The 18,220-nt window shown below is 68.2% G+C and carries 14 protein-coding genes; 10 read left to right on the top strand and 4 right to left on the bottom strand.

Annotated features, from left to right (window positions below):
• Positions 1 to 107: 107 nt before the first annotated feature.
• Genes LF41_RS10565 through LF41_RS10555 form a run of 3 tightly spaced genes read left to right on the top strand, consistent with a single transcriptional unit; the run spans position 108 to position 6,638 of the window.
• Positions 108 to 1,175, top strand: coding sequence for a DNA topoisomerase IB (locus tag LF41_RS10565; protein ID WP_036169361.1), 1,068 nt, complete (start codon positions 108 to 110; stop codon positions 1,173 to 1,175).
• Between the two features lie 55 nt (positions 1,176 to 1,230).
• Positions 1,231 to 4,971 (top strand): ATP-binding protein, encoded by a 3,741-nt coding sequence (locus tag LF41_RS10560; RefSeq protein ID WP_036169360.1) that lies wholly within the window; start codon positions 1,231 to 1,233, stop codon positions 4,969 to 4,971.
• 23 nt (positions 4,972 to 4,994) lie between these two features.
• On the top strand, positions 4,995 to 6,638 hold the full coding sequence (locus tag LF41_RS10555; RefSeq protein WP_036169359.1) for an NAD+ synthase: 1,644 nt from the start codon (positions 4,995 to 4,997) through the stop codon (positions 6,636 to 6,638).
• 34 nt (positions 6,639 to 6,672) lie between these two features.
• On the opposite strand, the gene LF41_RS10550 is transcribed toward LF41_RS10555, so the two are convergent.
• The gene (locus LF41_RS10550) at positions 6,673 to 7,521 is read right to left on the bottom strand and encodes an outer membrane protein assembly factor BamD (protein ID WP_425599474.1); all 849 of its coding nucleotides are present in this window, start codon (positions 7,519 to 7,521) and stop codon (positions 6,673 to 6,675) included.
• A 129-nt stretch (positions 7,522 to 7,650) separates the two neighbouring features.
• On the opposite strand from LF41_RS10550, the gene rluD reads away from it, so the two are divergent.
• Genes rluD through LF41_RS10530 form a run of 4 tightly spaced genes read left to right on the top strand, consistent with a single transcriptional unit; the run spans position 7,651 to position 10,274 of the window.
• On the top strand, positions 7,651 to 8,640 hold the full coding sequence (gene rluD, locus LF41_RS10545; RefSeq protein ID WP_036169357.1) for a 23S rRNA pseudouridine(1911/1915/1917) synthase RluD: 990 nt from the start codon (positions 7,651 to 7,653) through the stop codon (positions 8,638 to 8,640).
• Positions 8,637 to 9,353, top strand: a complete 717-nt coding sequence (pgeF, locus tag LF41_RS10540) for a peptidoglycan editing factor PgeF (RefSeq protein WP_036169355.1) — start codon at positions 8,637 to 8,639, stop codon at positions 9,351 to 9,353. Before rluD ends, pgeF begins: the two co-directional genes overlap by 4 nt.
• The gene (locus LF41_RS10535; protein WP_036169352.1) at positions 9,350 to 9,877 is read left to right on the top strand and encodes a DUF4166 domain-containing protein; all 528 of its coding nucleotides are present in this window, start codon (positions 9,350 to 9,352) and stop codon (positions 9,875 to 9,877) included. The genes pgeF and LF41_RS10535 overlap by 4 nt, the downstream gene beginning before the upstream one ends.
• Entirely contained in the window at positions 9,864 to 10,274 is a 411-nt protein-coding gene (locus LF41_RS10530; protein ID WP_036169350.1) for a thiol-disulfide oxidoreductase DCC family protein, read from the top strand. The genes LF41_RS10535 and LF41_RS10530 overlap by 14 nt, the downstream gene beginning before the upstream one ends.
• On the opposite strand, the gene LF41_RS10525 is transcribed toward LF41_RS10530, so the two are convergent.
• Entirely contained in the window at positions 10,271 to 11,389 is a 1,119-nt protein-coding gene (locus LF41_RS10525; protein WP_036169348.1) for a saccharopine dehydrogenase family protein, read from the bottom strand. The genes LF41_RS10530 and LF41_RS10525 overlap by 4 nt on opposite strands.
• Positions 11,390 to 11,393: 4 nt before the next feature.
• Positions 11,394 to 12,116 (bottom strand): lysophospholipid acyltransferase family protein, encoded by a 723-nt coding sequence (locus LF41_RS10520; RefSeq protein WP_036169345.1) that lies wholly within the window; start codon positions 12,114 to 12,116, stop codon positions 11,394 to 11,396.
• 136 nt (positions 12,117 to 12,252) lie between these two features.
• Here LF41_RS10520 and clpB point away from each other — a divergent pair, with 136 nt between their 5' ends.
• The 3 genes from clpB to LF41_RS10505 are packed head-to-tail and all read left to right on the top strand — an operon-like array spanning position 12,253 to position 17,044.
• Complete coding sequence (gene clpB, locus LF41_RS10515) at positions 12,253 to 14,835, top strand: ATP-dependent chaperone ClpB (RefSeq protein ID WP_036169343.1); 2,583 nt, start codon at positions 12,253 to 12,255, stop codon at positions 14,833 to 14,835.
• A gap of 31 nt (positions 14,836 to 14,866) precedes the next feature.
• On the top strand, positions 14,867 to 16,723 hold the full coding sequence (locus tag LF41_RS10510) for an ABC-F family ATP-binding cassette domain-containing protein (protein WP_036169340.1): 1,857 nt from the start codon (positions 14,867 to 14,869) through the stop codon (positions 16,721 to 16,723).
• A 30-nt stretch (positions 16,724 to 16,753) separates the two neighbouring features.
• Complete coding sequence (locus tag LF41_RS10505; RefSeq protein ID WP_036169337.1) at positions 16,754 to 17,044, top strand: FmdB family zinc ribbon protein; 291 nt, start codon at positions 16,754 to 16,756, stop codon at positions 17,042 to 17,044.
• Here LF41_RS10505 and LF41_RS16175 read toward each other — a convergent pair.
• The gene (locus tag LF41_RS16175; RefSeq protein ID WP_052116336.1) at positions 17,041 to 18,111 is read right to left on the bottom strand and encodes a GGDEF domain-containing protein; all 1,071 of its coding nucleotides are present in this window, start codon (positions 18,109 to 18,111) and stop codon (positions 17,041 to 17,043) included. The genes LF41_RS10505 and LF41_RS16175 overlap by 4 nt on opposite strands.
• Between the last annotated feature and the right edge of the window lie 109 nt (positions 18,112 to 18,220).

Raw genomic sequence — 18,220 nt, 5'->3', positions numbered from 1 at the left:
CCCCGCGAAAGCGGGGGGGCCGGGACGAAGCGACGACATCGAAAGGTGTCGTCGTTTTTTTTGGGGCATGACAACCGCTTGACACCCCGATCGCCAGCCTGCGGCCTATGGCCATCGACCCCAATGCGAAATCCGCGAAGCAAGGCGGGCTGCGTTACGTCTGCGACACCGACGCCGGGCTGCGCCGCAAGCGCGCGGGCAAGGGATTCGCATACGTCGACGTGCGCGGGCGGGCCGTGCGCAACAAGGCCGCGTTGCAACGCATCCGCGCGCTTGCGATTCCGCCGGCGTGGACCGATGTGTGGATCTGCGCGCACGACGACGGGCACGTGCAGGCCACGGGCCGCGATGCACGGGGGCGCAAACAGTATCGCTACCACGCGCGCTGGGCCGCGGTGCGGGGCGTGGAGAAGTTCGATCGCATCATCGCGTTCGGCAATGCGTTGCCGAAGTTGCGGCGCGCGCTGCGTCGTGACCTGGTGCTCGATGGCCTGCCGCGCGAAAAGGTCGCGGCCATCGTCGTCGCGCTGCTCGGCGGCACGCTGGTGCGCGTGGGCAACGACGAATACGCCGACACCAACAAGTCCTTCGGCCTGACCACGCTGCGCAATCGCCACATCGAGTTCCTGAAGGGCGGGCGTGCGCGCATCGCCTTCCGGGGCAAGAGCGGCAAGGACCATGCAATCGTGCTCGACGATGCGCGGCTCACGCGCCTGGTGCGGCATATCCAGCAATTGCCCGGCCAGCAGTTGTTCCAGTACGAAGGCGAGGACGGCACGCCGCAGCCCGTCGATTCGGGCACCGTCAACGATTACATCCGCGATGCGATGGGCGCCGACTTCACCGCCAAGGACTTCCGCACCTGGGGCGGCACGATTTCGGCGTTGCGCCTGCTCGCGTCGCAGGACGTGCCGGTGAAGAAGGACGGCGCGACGAACCAGCGCGTGGCGAACGCGATCCGCAACACCGTCGTCGAACGCGTGGCGAGCCTCCTCGGCAACACGCCGGCGGTCTGCCGCAAGTCGTACATCGATCCTTGTCTGTTCACCGCGTGGGAAGACGGACGCCTGCATCGCACGTGCGCGAACGCGCGCGGCCCGCGCCAATGGGAACAGGCGGGGCTGCGCGTGCTGCGCATGGCGCACCGCGACCTCGCGCGCGAGAAGGCGGCGTGAAGGCGCGCTGCACGCGCTGCATGGCAGCATCCCGCGCGATCCGGGGGAAGTAACGATGGCGCCGAAGGCACAGGACGAGCTGTTCGCAGGCGGCGGAGAAACCGGCGCGTTGATGCGCAGCATCGATTGGTCGCGCACGCCGCTCGGCCCCGTCGAAGATTGGCCACAAAGCCTGCGCACGTGCGTCCGCGTGCTGCTCACCTCGCGCCAGCCGATGTTCGTGTGGTGGGGCGAGTCGTTGGTGAACCTGTACAACGACGCGTACCGCGCGATCCTCGGCGGCAAGCATCCGCAGGCGATGGGCCAGCCGGCCGCGCAGGTGTGGCGCGAAATCTGGGAACAGATCCAACCGCGCGCGGTCGGCGCGATCGAAGCCAACGAGGGCACCTACGACGAAGCGCTCCTGCTCATCATGGAGCGCAACGGCTATCCCGAAGAGACGTACTACACGTTCTCCTACAGCCCGGTGCCCGACGACGACGGACGACCGAACGGCATCTTCTGCGCCAACACCGAGGACACGCGCCGCATCGTCGGGGAACGCCAGACCGCATTGCAACGCGATCTCGCGGCGCGCACGGGCGACGCACGCACCGTCGACGAAGCCTGCGAACTGAGTGCGCAAGCGTTCGCGACGGACCCGCGGGACCTGCCGTTCGCGCTGCTGTACGAATCGGACGTCGGCGATGACCACGCGCGCCTGTGTGCTGCGTCCGGCATCGCCGAAGGCCACGCCGCCGCGCCCGTCATGTGCGCGCTGGAGGGCGCGACGTGGCCGCTGGGCGAGGCGATGCGCACGCACGCGCCGCAGATCGTCGATTGCACGGCGTTGCCCGGCGAATTGCCGGTGGCCGCGTGGGACGTGCCGCCGCGGCAAGCCGTCGTGCTGCCCGTGCCGCATTCGGGCAACGCCGCGCGCAACGCGTGGTTCGTCGCGGCGCTGAACCCATATCGTTTGCTCGATGTGGACTACTTGGCGTTCCTGCACCTGGTCGCGGGGCAGGTGGGCGCCAGCATCTCGAATGCGCAGGCCTACGAAGACGAACGCCGCCGCGCCGAGGCGCTCGCGGAACTCGACCGCGCGAAGACGGCGTTCTTCAGCAACATCAGCCACGAATTCCGCACGCCGCTCACGCTGCTGCTCGCGCCGGTGGAGGAATCGCTGCGCAACGACGCGCAGGCGCTGATCGGCGAAGACCTCGTTTCCGTGCACCGCAACGCGCAACGCCTGCTGCGCCTGGTCAATGCATTGCTCGATTTCTCCCGCATCGAAGCCGGCCGCGTCGAAGCGCGCTACGTGCCCGTCGCGCTCGGTCCGTTCACCGCGGAACTGGCGAGCATGTTCCGTTCGGCGACGGAGAAGGCGGGCCTGCGCCTCGACGTGGACGTGCCCGCGTTGTCCTCGCCGGTGCACGTCGACCGCGACATGTGGGAGAAGATCGTTCTCAACCTGCTGTCGAATGCCTTCAAGTTCACGTTCCAGGGCGGCATCCGCGTTGCGCTGCGTGAGTTGCCCGACGATGTGGAACTCGTGGTCGAGGACACGGGCATCGGCATCGCGCAGGAGGAAGTGCCGCGCCTGTTCGAACGGTTCCACCGTGTGCAGGACGCGCGTGCCCGCACGCACGAAGGTTCGGGCATCGGCCTGGCGCTCGTACTTGAGCTGGTGAAGATGCATGGCGGCCGGATCGAAGCGCACAGCGCGCCCGGCGTCGGTACACGGTTCACCGTGACGATCCCGCGCGGCACCGCGCACCTGGCGCCCGGCCGTATCGGCGAGGCGATCCCCGACGCGATGCCGGGCACCGCCGCCGCGAGCTACGTGCAGGAAGCCGAACGCTGGCTCGACGCGACGGACCCATCCCCCGCGCCCGCCTCGGCGCACGAACGGGCCCGCGGCACGATCCTGCTCGCCGACGACAACGCAGACATGCGCGACTACGTGCGCCGCCTGCTCGAAGGCGATGGCTACGCGGTGCGCACCGTCGGCAACGGCAACGATGCATTGGAACTCGCGCTCGCATCGCCACCGGACCTCGTGCTGACCGACGTGATGATGCCGGGCCTCGACGGTTTCGGCCTGACCGCCGCGCTGCGCGAGGATGCGCAAACGCGCAACCTGCCCATCGTGATGCTCTCCGCGCGCGCCGGCGAGGACGCGCGCGCCGAAGGCGTGGAAGGCGGCGCCGACGATTACCTCGTCAAGCCGTTCTCCGCGAAGGAATTGTTGGCACGCGTGTCGTTGCAGATCGAGCGCGCGCAACGCCGCACGGAAGTCGAGCGGCAGCGTGCGGAGCTGCGCGGCCTGTTCGAACAGGCGCCGGCATGCATCGCGTTGCTGCGCGGCGATGCGCACGTGTTCGAACTGGCCAATCCGCCTTACCTGAAATTGTTCGGCGGCCGGCAGATTCTCGGCAAGCCCGTCCGCGAGGCGTTGCCCGAGCTCGAAGGCCAACCGTTCTTCACGCTGCTCGACCAGGTGCTGCGGACCGGTACGCCCTACGTCGGCACCGAAACCAGCGTGTACATGGACGCGACCAACACCGGGCGCATCGAGGAGCGCGTCTTCAACTTCCTCTACCAGCCGATCCGCGAAAGCGGCAGCGGCGAGGTCGACTCGATCCTGGTGTTCGCCTACGAAGTCACCGAAGCGGTGCTCGCGCGGCGACGCGTGGAGTCTCTGATGCAGCAGCTTACGGTCGCCGACCAGCGCAAGGACGAGTTCCTCGCCATGCTCGCGCACGAGTTGCGCAATCCGCTCGCGCCCGTGCGCAATGCCATCGCGTTGTTGCAGACGCAGGGCGGCACCGACGAGCGCACGCGCTACCTGCTCGACGTATTGCAGCGGCAGACGGCCAACCTCGGCCGGCTGGTCAACGACCTGCTCGATGTCTCGCGCATCACGCGCGGCCTGATCGAGATCGACCGCGCGCGCGTGGACCTGCGGAGCGTCGTCGACCGCGCAATGGAAAGCGTGCAGTCGGCGATGGACGACAAGCGGCACGATGTCGTGTGCATCGTGCCCGGGCGTCCGGCGGTGGTCGACGGGGATCCCGTGCGGCTGGAGCAGGTGCTCGTGAACCTGCTGACCAACGCGTGCAAGTACACCGATCCGGGCGGGCGCATCACGGTCGAATTGCGCCTGCGGGAGTCCGTGGTGGAACTGAGCGTGCGCGACGACGGCATCGGCATGCTGCCGGCCACCATCGCGCACGTGTTCACGCTCTTCAGCCAGGCCGAGCGCGGGCTCGACCGCGCGCAGGGCGGCCTCGGCATCGGGCTCACGGTGGTGCGCAGCCTCGTGGAACTGCACGGCGGCTCGGTCGAGGCGCGCAGCGACGGATTGGGCAAGGGCACGGAGTTCGCGGTGACCTTGCCGCTCGCGCAGTCGCAGTTCGACGGGCAGTTGCGCGCCCCGATTCCCGAGCGCGGTGCGATGCGCCCCCAACGCGTGCTCGTGGTCGACGACAACGTCGACGCGGCGCGGACGCTCGCGCATTTGCTCGAAGACTTCGGCCACCACGTGCAGGTCGCGCACGATGGCGACGCCGCGCTGGCGATGGCGCATTCGACCGTGCCGGAGCTGGTGCTGCTCGACATCGGCCTGCCGGGCATGAACGGTTACGAAGTGGTGCGCCGCCTGCGCGAGGACCCGGTCACGCGCGATGCCACCGTGGTGGCGGTCACCGGCTACGGGCAGGGCGCGGACCGCCAGCGCACGCTCGCCGCAGGCTTCGACCAGCACCTGGTGAAGCCCGTGGCCACCGACCAGTTGCAGGCCCTGTTCGCCGCGTGACGCCGGTTCGCTAGACTGCGCGCATGACGCTCCGCATCGCGCTCGCGCAGTTCGACTTCCCGGTGGGCGCGGTCGCCGCCAACACCGACCGCATCGCCGCCATGATCGCGGAGGCGCGCGACACGCACGGCGCCGACGTGGTGTTGTTTCCGGAACTGGCCGTCAGCGGCTACCCGCCGGAAGACCTGTTGCTGCGGCCGCGGTTCCTGGCCGACTGCGAAACGGCGATCCACGCGATCGCGCAAGCCGCGACCGGCATCGTCGCCGTCGTCGGCTGGCCGCAGGCGGCGGGCGCGGTCGTCTACAACGCCGCGAGCGTGTTGCGCGATGGCGTCGTGGCGCAGACCTATCGCAAGCGCGAGTTGCCCAACTATGCGGTGTTCGACGAGCGCCGTTACTTCGACGTCGATCCCGATGGCGAAGCGTGCGTGTTCGAAGTCAAACAGACGCGCGTGGGCGTGGTGATCTGCGAGGACCTGTGGTTCCCCGAGCCGTTGTCGCGCACGATGGACGCGGGCGCGCAGGTGGTGCTCGTGCCAAATGCTTCGCCGTTCGAACGCGACAAGCATGCGCAGCGCGATGCGTTGATCGCCGACCGCGTCCGCGAGTCGGGGTGCGCGCTCGCGTACCTCAACGTCGTGGGCGGGCAGGATGCGGTGGTGTTCGACGGCGCGTCGGTGATCGCCGACGGCGACGGGCACGTGCATCCGGCGGCGCGTGCGTTCGAGGAACACTGGCTGGTCGCGGATTTCGACGGCGCCTCGCGCAAGTTCGCGCGCGTGGCGTGGCCGGCCGAGGAAGAGGAAAGCCGCGACGCGCTCGCGTGGCGCGCCATCGTGCGCGGCATCCGCGATTACTGCGGCAAGAACGGGTTCACGAAGACGTGGCTCGGGTTGTCGGGCGGCATCGATTCTTCGATCGTGCTGGCGATGGCCGTCGATGCGCTCGGTGCAGGGAACGTCACCGCGGTGCGCCTGCCTTCGCGCTACACCGCAGACTTGTCGAACGATCTGGCGGCGGAGCAATGCGCCGCGTTGGGCGTGCGGCTGGAAGCGGTGTCGATCGAAAAACCCTTCACGGGCTTCCTCGAGGCGCTCGGGCCGTTGTTCGACGGCAAGGCCGTCGACGTGACCGAAGAAAACCTCCAGTCGCGCAGCCGCGGCGTGATCCTGATGGCGTTGGCGAACAAACTCGGCGGCCTGCTCCTGACCACCGGCAACAAGAGCGAATACGCGGTGGGCTACGCGACGATCTACGGCGACATGTGCGGCGGCTATGCGCCGATCAAGGACCTGTACAAGACCGAAGTGTTCGCGCTCGCGCGCTGGCGCAATGCGTCGGGCGGCTCGGCGCCCAACGGCGGCATGGTGATCCCGCCGGCGGTGATCGAACGCCCGCCGTCGGCGGAGCTGCGCGAAAACCAGAAAGACCAGGATTCGCTGCCGCCGTACGACGTGCTCGACGCAATCCTGATGCGGCACGTCGACCTCGAACAATCCTTCGACGAGATCGTGTCCGCGGGGTTCGACGACGCGACCGTCGCGCGCGTGCTGCGCCTGGTGCGCATCAGCGAGTGGAAGCGCCACCAGGCCGCGCCGGGGCCGAAGGTCTCGCGGCGCGCGTTCGGCCGCGAGCGGCGTTACCCGATCACGAACGGGTATTCCTGAAACGAGAACGGCGCCCGAAGGCGCCGTTGTCTGGTCAGTCGTCGTGCTCCGCACCCGACTTCTCGCCCGAGAACGGGTTGAGCCGGCGGAACGTGGACGGGTAATCCGGCCAATCGCCCGAGAAGTACGGGTGGTTGGGCTCGTTGGTCTGCAGCACGCGCTTGGCGTCGGCGGCCAGCGTGTCGTTGCCCAGGTGCTCGTAGGCGACGATGAGCGTGGCGACGGCGTCGTTCTGCGCGGCGCTCTGCGGGTAAGTTTCCAGCAGGTACTTCGCGCGCGTGACCGCGGCGACGTCCGCGCCGCGGCGCAGGTAGTACACGGCCGTGTCGAGCTCGTGCTTGGCGAACAGGTTGCGCAGCTCGATCATGCGGCGGGACGCGTCGGCTGCGTAGCGGCTGTTCGGGTAACGCTCGACCACGATCGAGAAATCGTTGTACGCCTGCATCGGCGTGCTGAGGTCGCGGTTGCTGGTCTGCAGCGAGAACACGCGCGCCAGGAAGATCGCATTGCGCGAGGCGTTGGACAGGCCGCGCAGGTAGTAGAAGTAGGCGATGTTGCGGTGGGTCGGGTACGTGCGGATGAAGCGGTCGATGGTCGACACCGCGTCGTCGTGCTTGCCGGCCTTGAACTCGGCGTACGCCATTTCCATCAGCGCCTGCTCGGTGTACGGGCCGTACGGGTACTGGGCGATGAGGCGCTGCCAGGTTTCCGTCGCGCTGGACCAGCGTTCTTCCAGCATGTACTCGTGCGCCTTGTCGTACAGCGCTTCGACCGGCTGGCCTTCGTTGGGGTCCTTCTTCTTCCAGAGCTTGCTGATGGAACCGCAGCCCGACATGGAGAGCACCAGGGCGACGAGCAGCAGCAGGATCAGGGGGCGGCGCATGGAGCGTGGGGTCATGGGCGGGACGCAGCTTCGGAAGGGGGCGCCGGGAAGGCACGAAGGGCCGATAATACCAGTCCATGGAATACCGCCGGACCGGACCAAGCATCCGGCGGCTGAACCGGAGTGCCGATGACACCCAACGATCCACCCGCCGGCGACGGCGCACGCACCGCCGTCGTGCCGGAACAGGCCGCTGGCCGTCGCTTCGACGCCGTATTGGCCGAATTGTTCCCCGAATTCTCCCGGTCGCGGCTTTCGGAGTGGATCAAGTCGGAGGACGCCCTGCTCGACGGCCGCCCGGCGCGTCCGCGCGACCCCGTCCGTGGCGGCGAGACCGTCAGCCTCACCGTGGTCCTGGAAGTGCAGACCCACGCCGTGGCCGAGGACATTGCGCTCGACGTGCTCTACGAGGACGCGGCCGTGTTCGTCATCGACAAGCCCGCCGGGCTGGTGGTCCACCCCGGCGCCGGCAACCCGGCCGGCACGCTGGTGAACGCGCTGCTCCATCGCGATGCCTCGCTGGCCAACCTGCCGCGCGCGGGCATCGTGCATCGCCTCGACAAGGACACCTCGGGCGTCATGGTCGTCGCGCGCACGCTCGAAGCGCACACCGCGCTGGTCGACCAACTCTCCGCGCGCGGCGTGCATCGCCAGTACCTGGCCGTCGTCGTCGGTGCGCTGGTCTCCGGCGGCACCGCGAACGCCCCCATCGACCGCCACCCCCGCGACCGCATCCGCATGGCCGTGCGCGAAGACGGCCGCGAGGCCATCACGCACTACCGCCTGCGCGAACGCTTCCGCGCGCACACCGCGCTGGAATGCCGCCTGGAAACCGGCCGCACGCACCAGATCCGCGTGCACATGGCGCACCTCAAGCATCCGATCGTCGGCGACCCGCTGTACGGCGGCCCGCTGAAGCTCCCGCGCGGCGCGACGCCGGAACTGGTCGAAGCACTGCGCGGCTTCAAGCGGCAGGCGCTGCATGCCGAAACGCTGGAGTTCGCGCACCCCGCGACCGGCGAACCGATCCGTTGCACCGCCCCGGTCCCGACCGACATGCGCACGCTGATGGATGCGCTGCGCGACGACCAGCGCGCCGCGACGGAGGCGGGCAGGTGAGCGTGCGTGCGGACCTGCCGTCCTGCGTCGCAGCCTTCACGACCCTCCGCCACGGCCTCGGTCATTCGCAATCCCCCTTCGATACCTTCAACCTCGGCCTGCGCAGCGGCGACGACCCGGACGCCGTCGAACGCAACCGCGCCACCCTGGTCGAACACTTCGCATTGCCCTCCGCCCCCCGCTGGCTGAAGCAAGTCCACGGCACGCAGGTCGCGATCGAACCCGGCCTGGATGAACCCGAAGCCGACTCCTGCGTCACGCGCACGCCCGGCACCGTCCTCGCCATCCTCACCGCCGACTGCCTCCCCGTCGTCTTCGCCGCCCGCGACGGCGACGAACTCGGCGCGGCGCACGCCGGCTGGCGCGGCCTGGCGAGCGGCGTCCTCGAAGCCACGCTCGACGCGATGCGGACGCCGCGCGACCGGATCGTCGCCTGGCTCGGCCCCGCCGCCGGCCCGCGGTCGTACGAAATCGGCGCCGAAGTGCGCGATGCCTTCGTTTCCCGTGATGCCGCCGCCGAAGCCGCATTCGCGCCCACGCGCGAGGGCCATTGGCGCGTCGACCTGTACGCGCTCGCGCGCCAGCGTCTGGCGCTGGCGGGCATCACCGACGTGCACGGCGGCGATTTCGACACCATCGCCGATGCACGCTTCTTCTCGCATCGCCGCGATCAGCGCACCGGCCGCATGGCGACGATCGCGTGGATTCGATGACGCCTGTCTTCCGCCGCGTCCTCGGCGACACTTTCGACACGCTCGCGCCCCAGGTCCGCGCGCTGCACGACGTCGACCGCACGATGGTGTGGAAGGGCGAGGCGACCATCACGCGCGGCACGCATTGGCTCGTGCCCTTCTTCGCGCTGACGACGCAGTTGCCGCCGTCGGCGTCGAACGTCGCCACGCAAGTGACGCTGGCGCCCGACGGCGACGGCGAAACCTGGCGCCGCGATTTCGGCGGTGCGCGCATGGCCTCGCGCTATCGCGCATGGAACGATCGCCTCATCGAAAAACTCGGCCTCGTCGAGTTCTATTTCTCGCTCGGCGAGCACGACGGCGAGTTGCTCTGGGCGACCAGCGGCGTGCGCCTGCTCGGCCTGATCCCCTTGCCGCCGACATGGTTCGCGCGCGTGCGGTGCCGCGAGCGCCAGACCGGCGATCGCTTCGAATTCCTCGTCGAGGCCGCGCTGCCGTGGGTCGGCCGCATCATTCGTTACGAAGGTTGGCTTGAACGCACCTGACGCCACCGCGACCATCGTGTTCGACGGCACTTGCGTGCTGTGCAACGGCTGGGTCGACTTCCTCCTGCGCCACGACACGCAGGCGCGGTACCGCTTCGCGGCGATCCAAGGTGCGAATGGCCGCGCATTGCTCGCATCGCACGGGCTCGACCCGGACGACCCGTCGTCGTTCCTCCTGATCGACGCGGACGGCGCGCATCGCGACACCGATGCGATCCGCCGCGTCGTCACCGGCCTCGGTGGTGCATGGCGTGTAGCACACGCGATGGGGGCGGTGCCTGCGCCGTTGCGCGATCGGCTGTATCGGTTCGTCGCGCGCAATCGGTATCGGCTGTTCGGCCGCCACGCGGCGTGCCGCATCCCCGCGCCGCACGAGGCGCATCGCTTCCTCGACTAACGCAGCGTGTCCAGCGAGGTCGTGATCGCGGGATCGTCCAGCGCGTCGAGGCACTCGCGCAGCGTGAACAGGTCGAGGCATGCGCTCGCACCGCTGCCGGTCAGCGTGCCGCGCGCCAGTTTGCGCGCGAGCACGACCGCCGGCGTCGCGGGAATGCGCGGGCCGGCGCCATCGCGCGCGATGATCGTCCAGCGCAACTGCAACGGCGCGCCATCGCGGCCGACGCCCGCCATGTCGACATGCATAAATCCGACATCGCTGCCCTGCGACAGCCAGCGTTCGCTCATCGCCAGCAGCAGCGGCGCACGCGCCGGGAGCCGTGGATACAGCCCCGCGCGCACGAACCAACTCGCGCACCACAAGCCGAAATGCATGCGGCGCAGTTCGAGACCGGCGCGGAAATCGCACGTTCGCAATTGCGGATAACGCTGCGGCAACACGCCGACGTCCGGCACTTCGCAGCGTGCGAACCAGCGTGCGCCGACACCGTCGAACACTTCGCGCCGCAGCGACTGCCACCCATGCACGCGGCGGAACGCACCGCCGATCTTCGCCGTGAACGGACGCCCGACGTAGCCGAGGATCGCGCGCGTCGTCGCCAGCCCGCGTTCGGTGCGATTGCCCGGGCTGATGCCCGTCTCGATCGAGTCGAGCGACGCGAACCGATCGACATGCGCCTCGATCACCGCCCCGCTGATGCCCGGCACGCTGCTCGCGCCGGTGATCGCGCGACGTCCGTGCGATTTCGCCAGCGTGTCGAGCACGCCGAACCCTTCGACGAACGCACGTCCGTCCGCAAGGTCGATGTAATGCGCGCCGAATGCCAGCACCGCACGCGCGACGTCGTAGCCCTGCGCCTGGAACGGCCCGGCGGTGTGAATCACGAGATTCGGCCGAACGCGATGCAACGCCGCATCGAAATCGCCCGTGATGTCGATCGCCTCGGCCTCCAGCGTCGCGCGCGCACCGATGCGCAAGGCGTCGCATAGCGCCTTCGCCTGCACGCCATCGCGCCCGGCGACGATCACCGTCATGTCCGCATCGCGCGAGAGTGCTTGGACGATGCGCCGCCCGAATTGCCCGTACCCGCCGAGGACGAGGACGCGGAAGGTCATCGCGTCACTGCAAACCGAGCATCGCGACGATCTGGTCGCGCGCGCGTTGCGCGAGTGCGTTGCGTTCGTTCGGCGCCAATCCCGTCGTGTCGATCGGCGTGCCGAAGCGCACGACGATGGTGCCCGGCCGCACGAGGAACCCGGCCGGCGGCAACACGCGGCCCGCGCCGTCGATGGCGACCGGCACCACCGATACGCCGGCCTCCATCGCGACTTGCACCGCGCCAGCCTTGAACGGACCGACGACGCCGTCCTTGCTGCGCGTGCCTTCGGGGAAGGCCGCGAACACCGCATCGCCGCGCAACTTTTCCGCCGCCGCGCCGAGCTTGCGCTTGGCATCGCGCGCATTGCCGCGGTCGATGAACACCATGCCCATCATCCGCGCGTACCGGCCGATGATCGGAATCGACTGGACCTCCTGCTTGAGCACGAAGCGCAACGGCACCGGCACCGCGCGGAACAGGCAGGGGATGTCGATCATCGATTGATGGTTGGCGACCAGCACCATCGGCCGCGTCCAGTCGATGCAATCGGCGCCTTCGACGACGAGCTTCACGCCCGCGCCGGCGAACAGCAGCGGCGCCCAGTACCAGGCGGCCATGCGCAGGGGGAGCCGCGGCCCGAAGGCCAGCCCCAGCAGGAAGGCCACCGGGAACCCGAGGACCGTGACCGCCACGGTGAACAGCGCCTGCAGCGCGTTGAGTGCCCCCCACAACCAACGCGTCATGCCGTCCCGAGCCGCCGAGCCTGAAAAATGGCCGACAGGATACCCGCCCCCGCGCTTGCATCCGGCCTCCACGGCCGCATCTCCACGCTAGTGCCGGTCCCGGGCCGGCCCCAAGGCATCCACGAGGTCCCATCCCATGCGAATGGACAAACTCACGTCCCGTTTCCAGGAAGCGCTGTCCGACGCGCAGTCGCTGGCCGTCGGCCGCGACCAGAGCGTGATCGAACCGGTCCACCTGCTCGCCGCGCTGATCGAACAGAAAGGCGGCACCGCGCGCTCGGTACTGACGCAGGCCGGCGCCAACGTGCCGCTGTTGCGCGAACGCGTCGGCGAGGCGCTCGACAAACTGCCCAAGGTGTCCGGCCAGGCCGGGAACATCAGCGTGTCGAACGACCTGGCGCGCCTGCTCAACGTCACCGACAAGCTCGCACAACAGCGCGGCGATACGTTCATCGCGAGCGAATTGTTCCTGCTCGCGCTGGCCGACGACAACGGCGAAGCAGGCCGCGCGCTCAAGGCCAGCGGCGCAACGAAACAGAAACTCGAGACCGCCATCGACGCGATCCGCGGAGGCGAAAAAGTGCAAAGCGAAAACGCGGAAGACCAGCGCCAGGCGCTGGCGAAGTACACCATCGACCTCACCGAGCGCGCGGAGAACGGCAAGCTCGATCCGGTGGTCGGCCGCGACGAGGAAATCCGCCGCACCATCCAGGTCCTGCAGCGCCGCACGAAGAACAACCCCGTGCTGATCGGCGAACCGGGCGTGGGCAAGACCGCGATCGTCGAAGGCCTCGCGCAGCGCATCATCAACAACGAAGTGCCCGAAGGGTTGCGCGGCCGCCGCGTGCTGTCGCTCGACATGGGCGCGCTGATCGCCGGTGCGAAGTTCCGCGGTGAATTCGAGGAGCGCCTGAAAGCCGTGCTCAACGACCTGGCGAAGAACGAAGGCCAGATCATCCTGTTCATCGACGAGTTGCACACGATGGTCGGCGCCGGCAAGGCCGAAGGCGCGATGGACGCCGGCAACATGCTCAAGCCGGCGCTCGCGCGCGGCGAGCTGCATTGCATCGGCGCGACCACGCTCGACGAATATCGCAAGTACGTGGAAAAGGACGCCGCGCTCGAACGCCGTTTCCAGAAGGTGTTCGTCGGCGAACCGAGCGTCGAGGACACCGTCGCGATCCTGCGCGGGCTGAAGGAAAAGTACGAGCTGCACCACGGCGTCGACATCACCGACCCGGCGATCGTCGCGGCGGCGACGCTGTCGCATCGCTACATCAGCGACCGCCAGTTGCCCGACAAGGCCATCGACCTGATGGACGAGGCTGCCTCGCGCCTGCGCATGGAGATCGATTCCAAGCCGGAGGAACTCGACCGCAAGGAACGCCGCCTGATCCAGCTCAAGATCCAGCGCGAAGCATTGAAGAAGGAAAAGGACGCCGAATCGAAACAGCGCCTGCAGGATCTCGAAGCGGAGATCGAACGCCTCTCGCGCGAATACAGCGACCTGGAAGAGGTGTGGAAGGCCGAGAAGGCCACGTTGCAGGGCGCCACGAAGATCAAGGAGCAGATCGAACAGGCCCGGCTCGAACTCGAAGGCGCGCAGCGCAAGCAGGATTTCGCGAAGATGAGCGAGATCCAGTACGGCCGCTTGCCCGAGTTGGAAAAACAACTGCAGGCCGCGCAGGAAGTCGAATCGAAGGGCTTCACGCTGCTGCAGGACAAGGTGACGGCCGAGGAGATCGCCGAAGTCGTCTCGCGCTGGACCGGCATCCCGGTCAACAAGATGCTCGAAGGCGAGCGCGAGAAGTTGCTGCAGATGGAATCGGCGCTGCAAGGGCGCGTCGTCGGGCAGGCCGAAGCGGTGCGCGCGGTGTCCGATGCGATCCGCCGTTCGCGCGCGGGTTTGTCCGATCCGAATCGCCCGAACGGTTCGTTCCTGTTCCTCGGCCCGACGGGCGTGGGCAAGACCGAATTGACGAAGGCGCTCGCCGAGTTCCTGTTCGATTCGCCCGACGCGATGGTGCGCATCGACATGAGCGAGTTCATGGAGAAGCATTCCGTCGCGCGCCTCATCGGCGCGCCCCCGGGGTACGTCGGTTATGAGGAAGGCGGGTATCTCACCGAAGCGGTCCGCCGCCGTCCGTACAGCGTGATCCTGCTCGATGAAGTGGAGAAGGCGCATCCGGACGTGTTCAACATCCTCCTGCAGGTGCTCGACGACGGGCGTTTGACGGACGGGCAGGGGCGCACGGTCGATTTCCGCAACACCGTGATCGTGATGACCTCCAACCTCGGCTCGCAGATGATCCAGGAGCTGGCGGGCGAGACGCCGGAGGCCTACACGCAGATGAAGGCCGCCGTGATGGGCGTCGTGCAGGCGCACTTCCGGCCCGAATTCATCAACCGGCTCGACGAGATCGTCGTCTTCCACCCGCTCGACAAGGCGCAGATCCGCGAAATCGCCCGCATCCAGACGCAATATCTGGGCAAGCGCCTGGCCGAGCGCGGGATCCGCATCGAGATCGGGGATTCGGCGCTGCAGTTGCTCGGAAACGTGGGGTTCGACCCCGTGTACGGCGCGCGGCCGCTGAAGCGGGCGATCCAGCAGCAGCTGGAGAATCCGCTGGCGACGAAGATCCTGGGCGGCGAGTTCGCTTCGGGCGATACCGTGAAGGTGGAGGCCGAGGGCGGGAAATTGGTCTTCGCGAAAAGCTGAGCCCGCCCCGGTACGCTAAAATCCCGCGGCTATGATCTCCTTCCGTAATTTCTCGCTCCGCCGGGGCGAGCGCGTCCTGTTGTCCGACGTCGACCTCGCGATGCACGCGGGCTACCGCGTGGGCGTCGTCGGGCGCAACGGCACCGGCAAGTCCTCCCTGTTCGCGACGATGATGGGCGAGGTGGAGCCGGACAAGGGCGACATCGACATGCCCGGCAAGGCGCGCATCGCCTCGGTCGCGCAGGAAACGCCCTCGCTGCCCGATTCGGCCATCGACTTCGTGCTCTCCGGCGATGCCGCCGTGCATGACGCGATCCAGATGGAAGCCAACGCGTTCGCCAACGAAGATTGGGAAGCCGTCGCGCTCGCGCACCACCGGCTGGAAGAACTCAACGGTTACGACGCCACCGCGCGCGCGGGCCGTTTGCTGCACGGCCTGGGTTTCCCGCCGGAAACGCACGCGAAGGCGGTGTCGGAATTCTCGGGCGGCTGGCGCGTGCGCCTGAACGTCGCGCGCGCGTTGATGACGCCGAGCGACCTGCTGCTGCTCGACGAACCGACCAACCACCTGGATCTCGACGCGGTGCTGTGGCTCGAACAATGGCTGCTGCGCTATCCCGGCACGTTGCTGGTGATCTCGCACGACCGCGAATTCCTCGACAACATCTGCACGCACACGCTGCACCTGCACGAACAACGCGCGAAGCTCTACACCGGCGACTACACGGCGTTCGAACGCCAGCGCGCCGAGCAGTTGCGCCAGCAGCAGATCGCCTTCGAGAAGGAACAGGCCGAGCGCGCGCACCTGCAGTCGTTCATCGACCGCTTCAAGGCGAAGGCCAGCAAGGCCAAGCAGGCGCAGTCGCGCATGAAGCGCCTGGCCAAGCTCGCCGGCACCGAAGCGGTGCGCGCCGAGCGGTCGCTGCATATCACCTTCCCGGAACCGGCGCGTTTGCCGAACTCGCTCGTGCGCTTGCGCGATGTCGATGCGGGCTACGGCGACGTGAAGATCCTGGGCGACGTCAACTTCGGTCTGGAAGCCGGCGATCGCGTCGGCCTGCTCGGCCCGAACGGCGCCGGTAAATCGACGCTCGTGAAGACGCTCGTCGGCGAGTTGCCGCTGCTCGCGGGCGAGCGCATCGCGCATCCGGACATGCGCATCGGCTACTTCGCGCAGCACACGGTGGAATCGCTGATGGCGGGCCAGTCGCCCATCGACCATCTGCGCAAGGTGGGCGGCGATCTGCCGACGCAGGTGTTCCGCGATTTCCTCGGCAAGTGGAATTTCGCGGGCGATCGCGCGTTCGAGTCGATCGACGGTTTCTCCGGCGGCGAAAAGGCGCGCCTGGCGCTGGCGATGATCGCGTTCAAGCAGCCGAACGTGCTGCTGCTCGACGAACCGACCAACCACCTCGACCTCGACATGCGCGAGGCGCTGGCCGAAGCGTTGAGCGACTTCGACGGTGCGATCGTGCTCGTCTCGCACGACCGCCACCTGATCGGCCTGGTGTGCGACCGCTTCGTGCGCGTTGCCGACCACAAGGTCGAGGACTTCGACGGGGATCTCGACCAGTACGCCGCGTGGCTGCGTTCGCGCCCGGGCAGCGAATCGTCGAAGGCCGACAAGACCGCCAAGCCGAAGGTCGAAGCCGCCGCGCCGCCGCCGCCGAAGCCCGCCGCGAAGAAGATCAACACGCACGCCTTGCAGAAAGCCGAAGCGCGCGTGGCCGAGCTCGAAGCGAAGATCGCGCAGCTGGACGCGCAATTGGCCGATCCGAAGGTTTACGCCGACGGACGCGCGAACGAGCTCGGCAAGCAGCAATCCCGCCTGCGCGGCGACCTCGAGCGCGCGGAAGCCGACCTGCTCGCGTTGTACGACGCCGCCTGACACCCAACGATCCGACCGAACAGAGCCGACATGCCCATCTACGGTTTCGAATGCACCGCCTGCGGCCACACCTTCGACCGCTTGCAGAAGATGTCGGACGCCGACCCGACCACGTGCCCCGTTTGCGGCAAGGAATCGGTGAAGCGCCAGATCACGGCGCCGTCGTTCCGCCTGTCGGGCAGCGGCTGGTACGAGACGGACTTCAAGAAGGACGGCGACAAGAAGAAGAATTTGACCGAAGGGTCATCAAAGCCGGCGGAGTCCAAACCCGCCGAATCGAAGCCCGCTGCATCGAAGCCGGCGTCGACCTCGTCCGACTAAGCGGCCACGCCCGCGGTCCACTGCACGATTCGATTGCGCCCACCGCGCTTCGCCGCAAGCAATGCCAGGTCCGCGCGATGCAACAGATCGGACAGGCTTTCGCCGGGATGCCATTCCGCGACGCCGACGCTCGCGGTGCATGAGAATCCATCGACCGCCAGCGCGCCAATGCTCTTGCACACCGTGGCGATGAAGTGCTCGGCTTCCTGTGCGTGCATGCCCGGCAGCAGCAGTGCGAATTCTTCCCCGCCCACGCGGCCGATCAATCGGCCTTCGCCCTGCAGTTCCAGGAGGCAATGCGCCACCGCCGCGAGCAGTTGATCGCCGATGCGATGGCCGCCTTCATCGTTGACGCGCTTGAAGTGGTCGAGGTCGACGAAGCACGCGCTCAACACCTGGCCGGGGCGCATGTGCATCAGCATCGCTTCGCCCGACTCGATGAAGTGGCGGCGATTCAGGACCGAGGTGAGCGCATCCAGTCGCGCGCGCTGCTCGAGTTCCTCTTCGGCGAGGAAATACCCGCGGCGCGCGTTGTCCACCGTCGCGTGCATCGCCATCGCGATGACCCCGCCGACCACCGCCTGGACGCCGTAAGCGAGCCACACCGTGCTGCCGGCCGCGCTGTGCCAGAGGGCGAGGGCGCCGGCGAGGTAGGCGAGGACGATCGCGACGAACACCGTGCGCGCCCGCGCCCAGAACGGCGCGGTCACCAGCGGCGTGGCCACGAACATCGGCAACAGCAACGCGAGGCCGCCATGGCCCGCCCGCGTGCTCAGGGCGCAGAACACGAGGAACAAGGTCTGCAGCGCGACGCCGGCCCAGGCGAACAGGTCGGCGCTGCGGACGGTCCGCATCCACAGGCCGATGGCGCCCAGCAGCACGAACCCGACCCAAGTGAGGGGCGCCTGCACCCATTCGCTCAGGGGCGGGGGCAGCAGCAGCGCCTGGATGCAGATGAAGAACAGGAAGAACAACGGCGCGAAGAGCACCAGCCGCCGAAGGCGCGTGCCTTGCCAGCCGAACATTCGCTGCACGTACACCGCCTCGCGTTCCGGCGGAAACACCATCGGCTGCCCCTCTCGACCCCTTTCCACAATCCCAACGGGGCCAGCGGCCGGGGGAGGACGGGCTAGAATGGCGCCCTTTCCGGCGCCCCGCGCCGGCGGCACCAAATCA

This window comes from Lysobacter dokdonensis DS-58, assembly GCF_000770795.1.
Lineage (GTDB): Bacteria > Pseudomonadota > Gammaproteobacteria > Xanthomonadales > Xanthomonadaceae > Noviluteimonas > Noviluteimonas dokdonensis.
The sequence above is the reverse complement of the archived record's forward strand: the minus strand, read 5'-3'. Positions and strand labels throughout refer to the sequence as shown.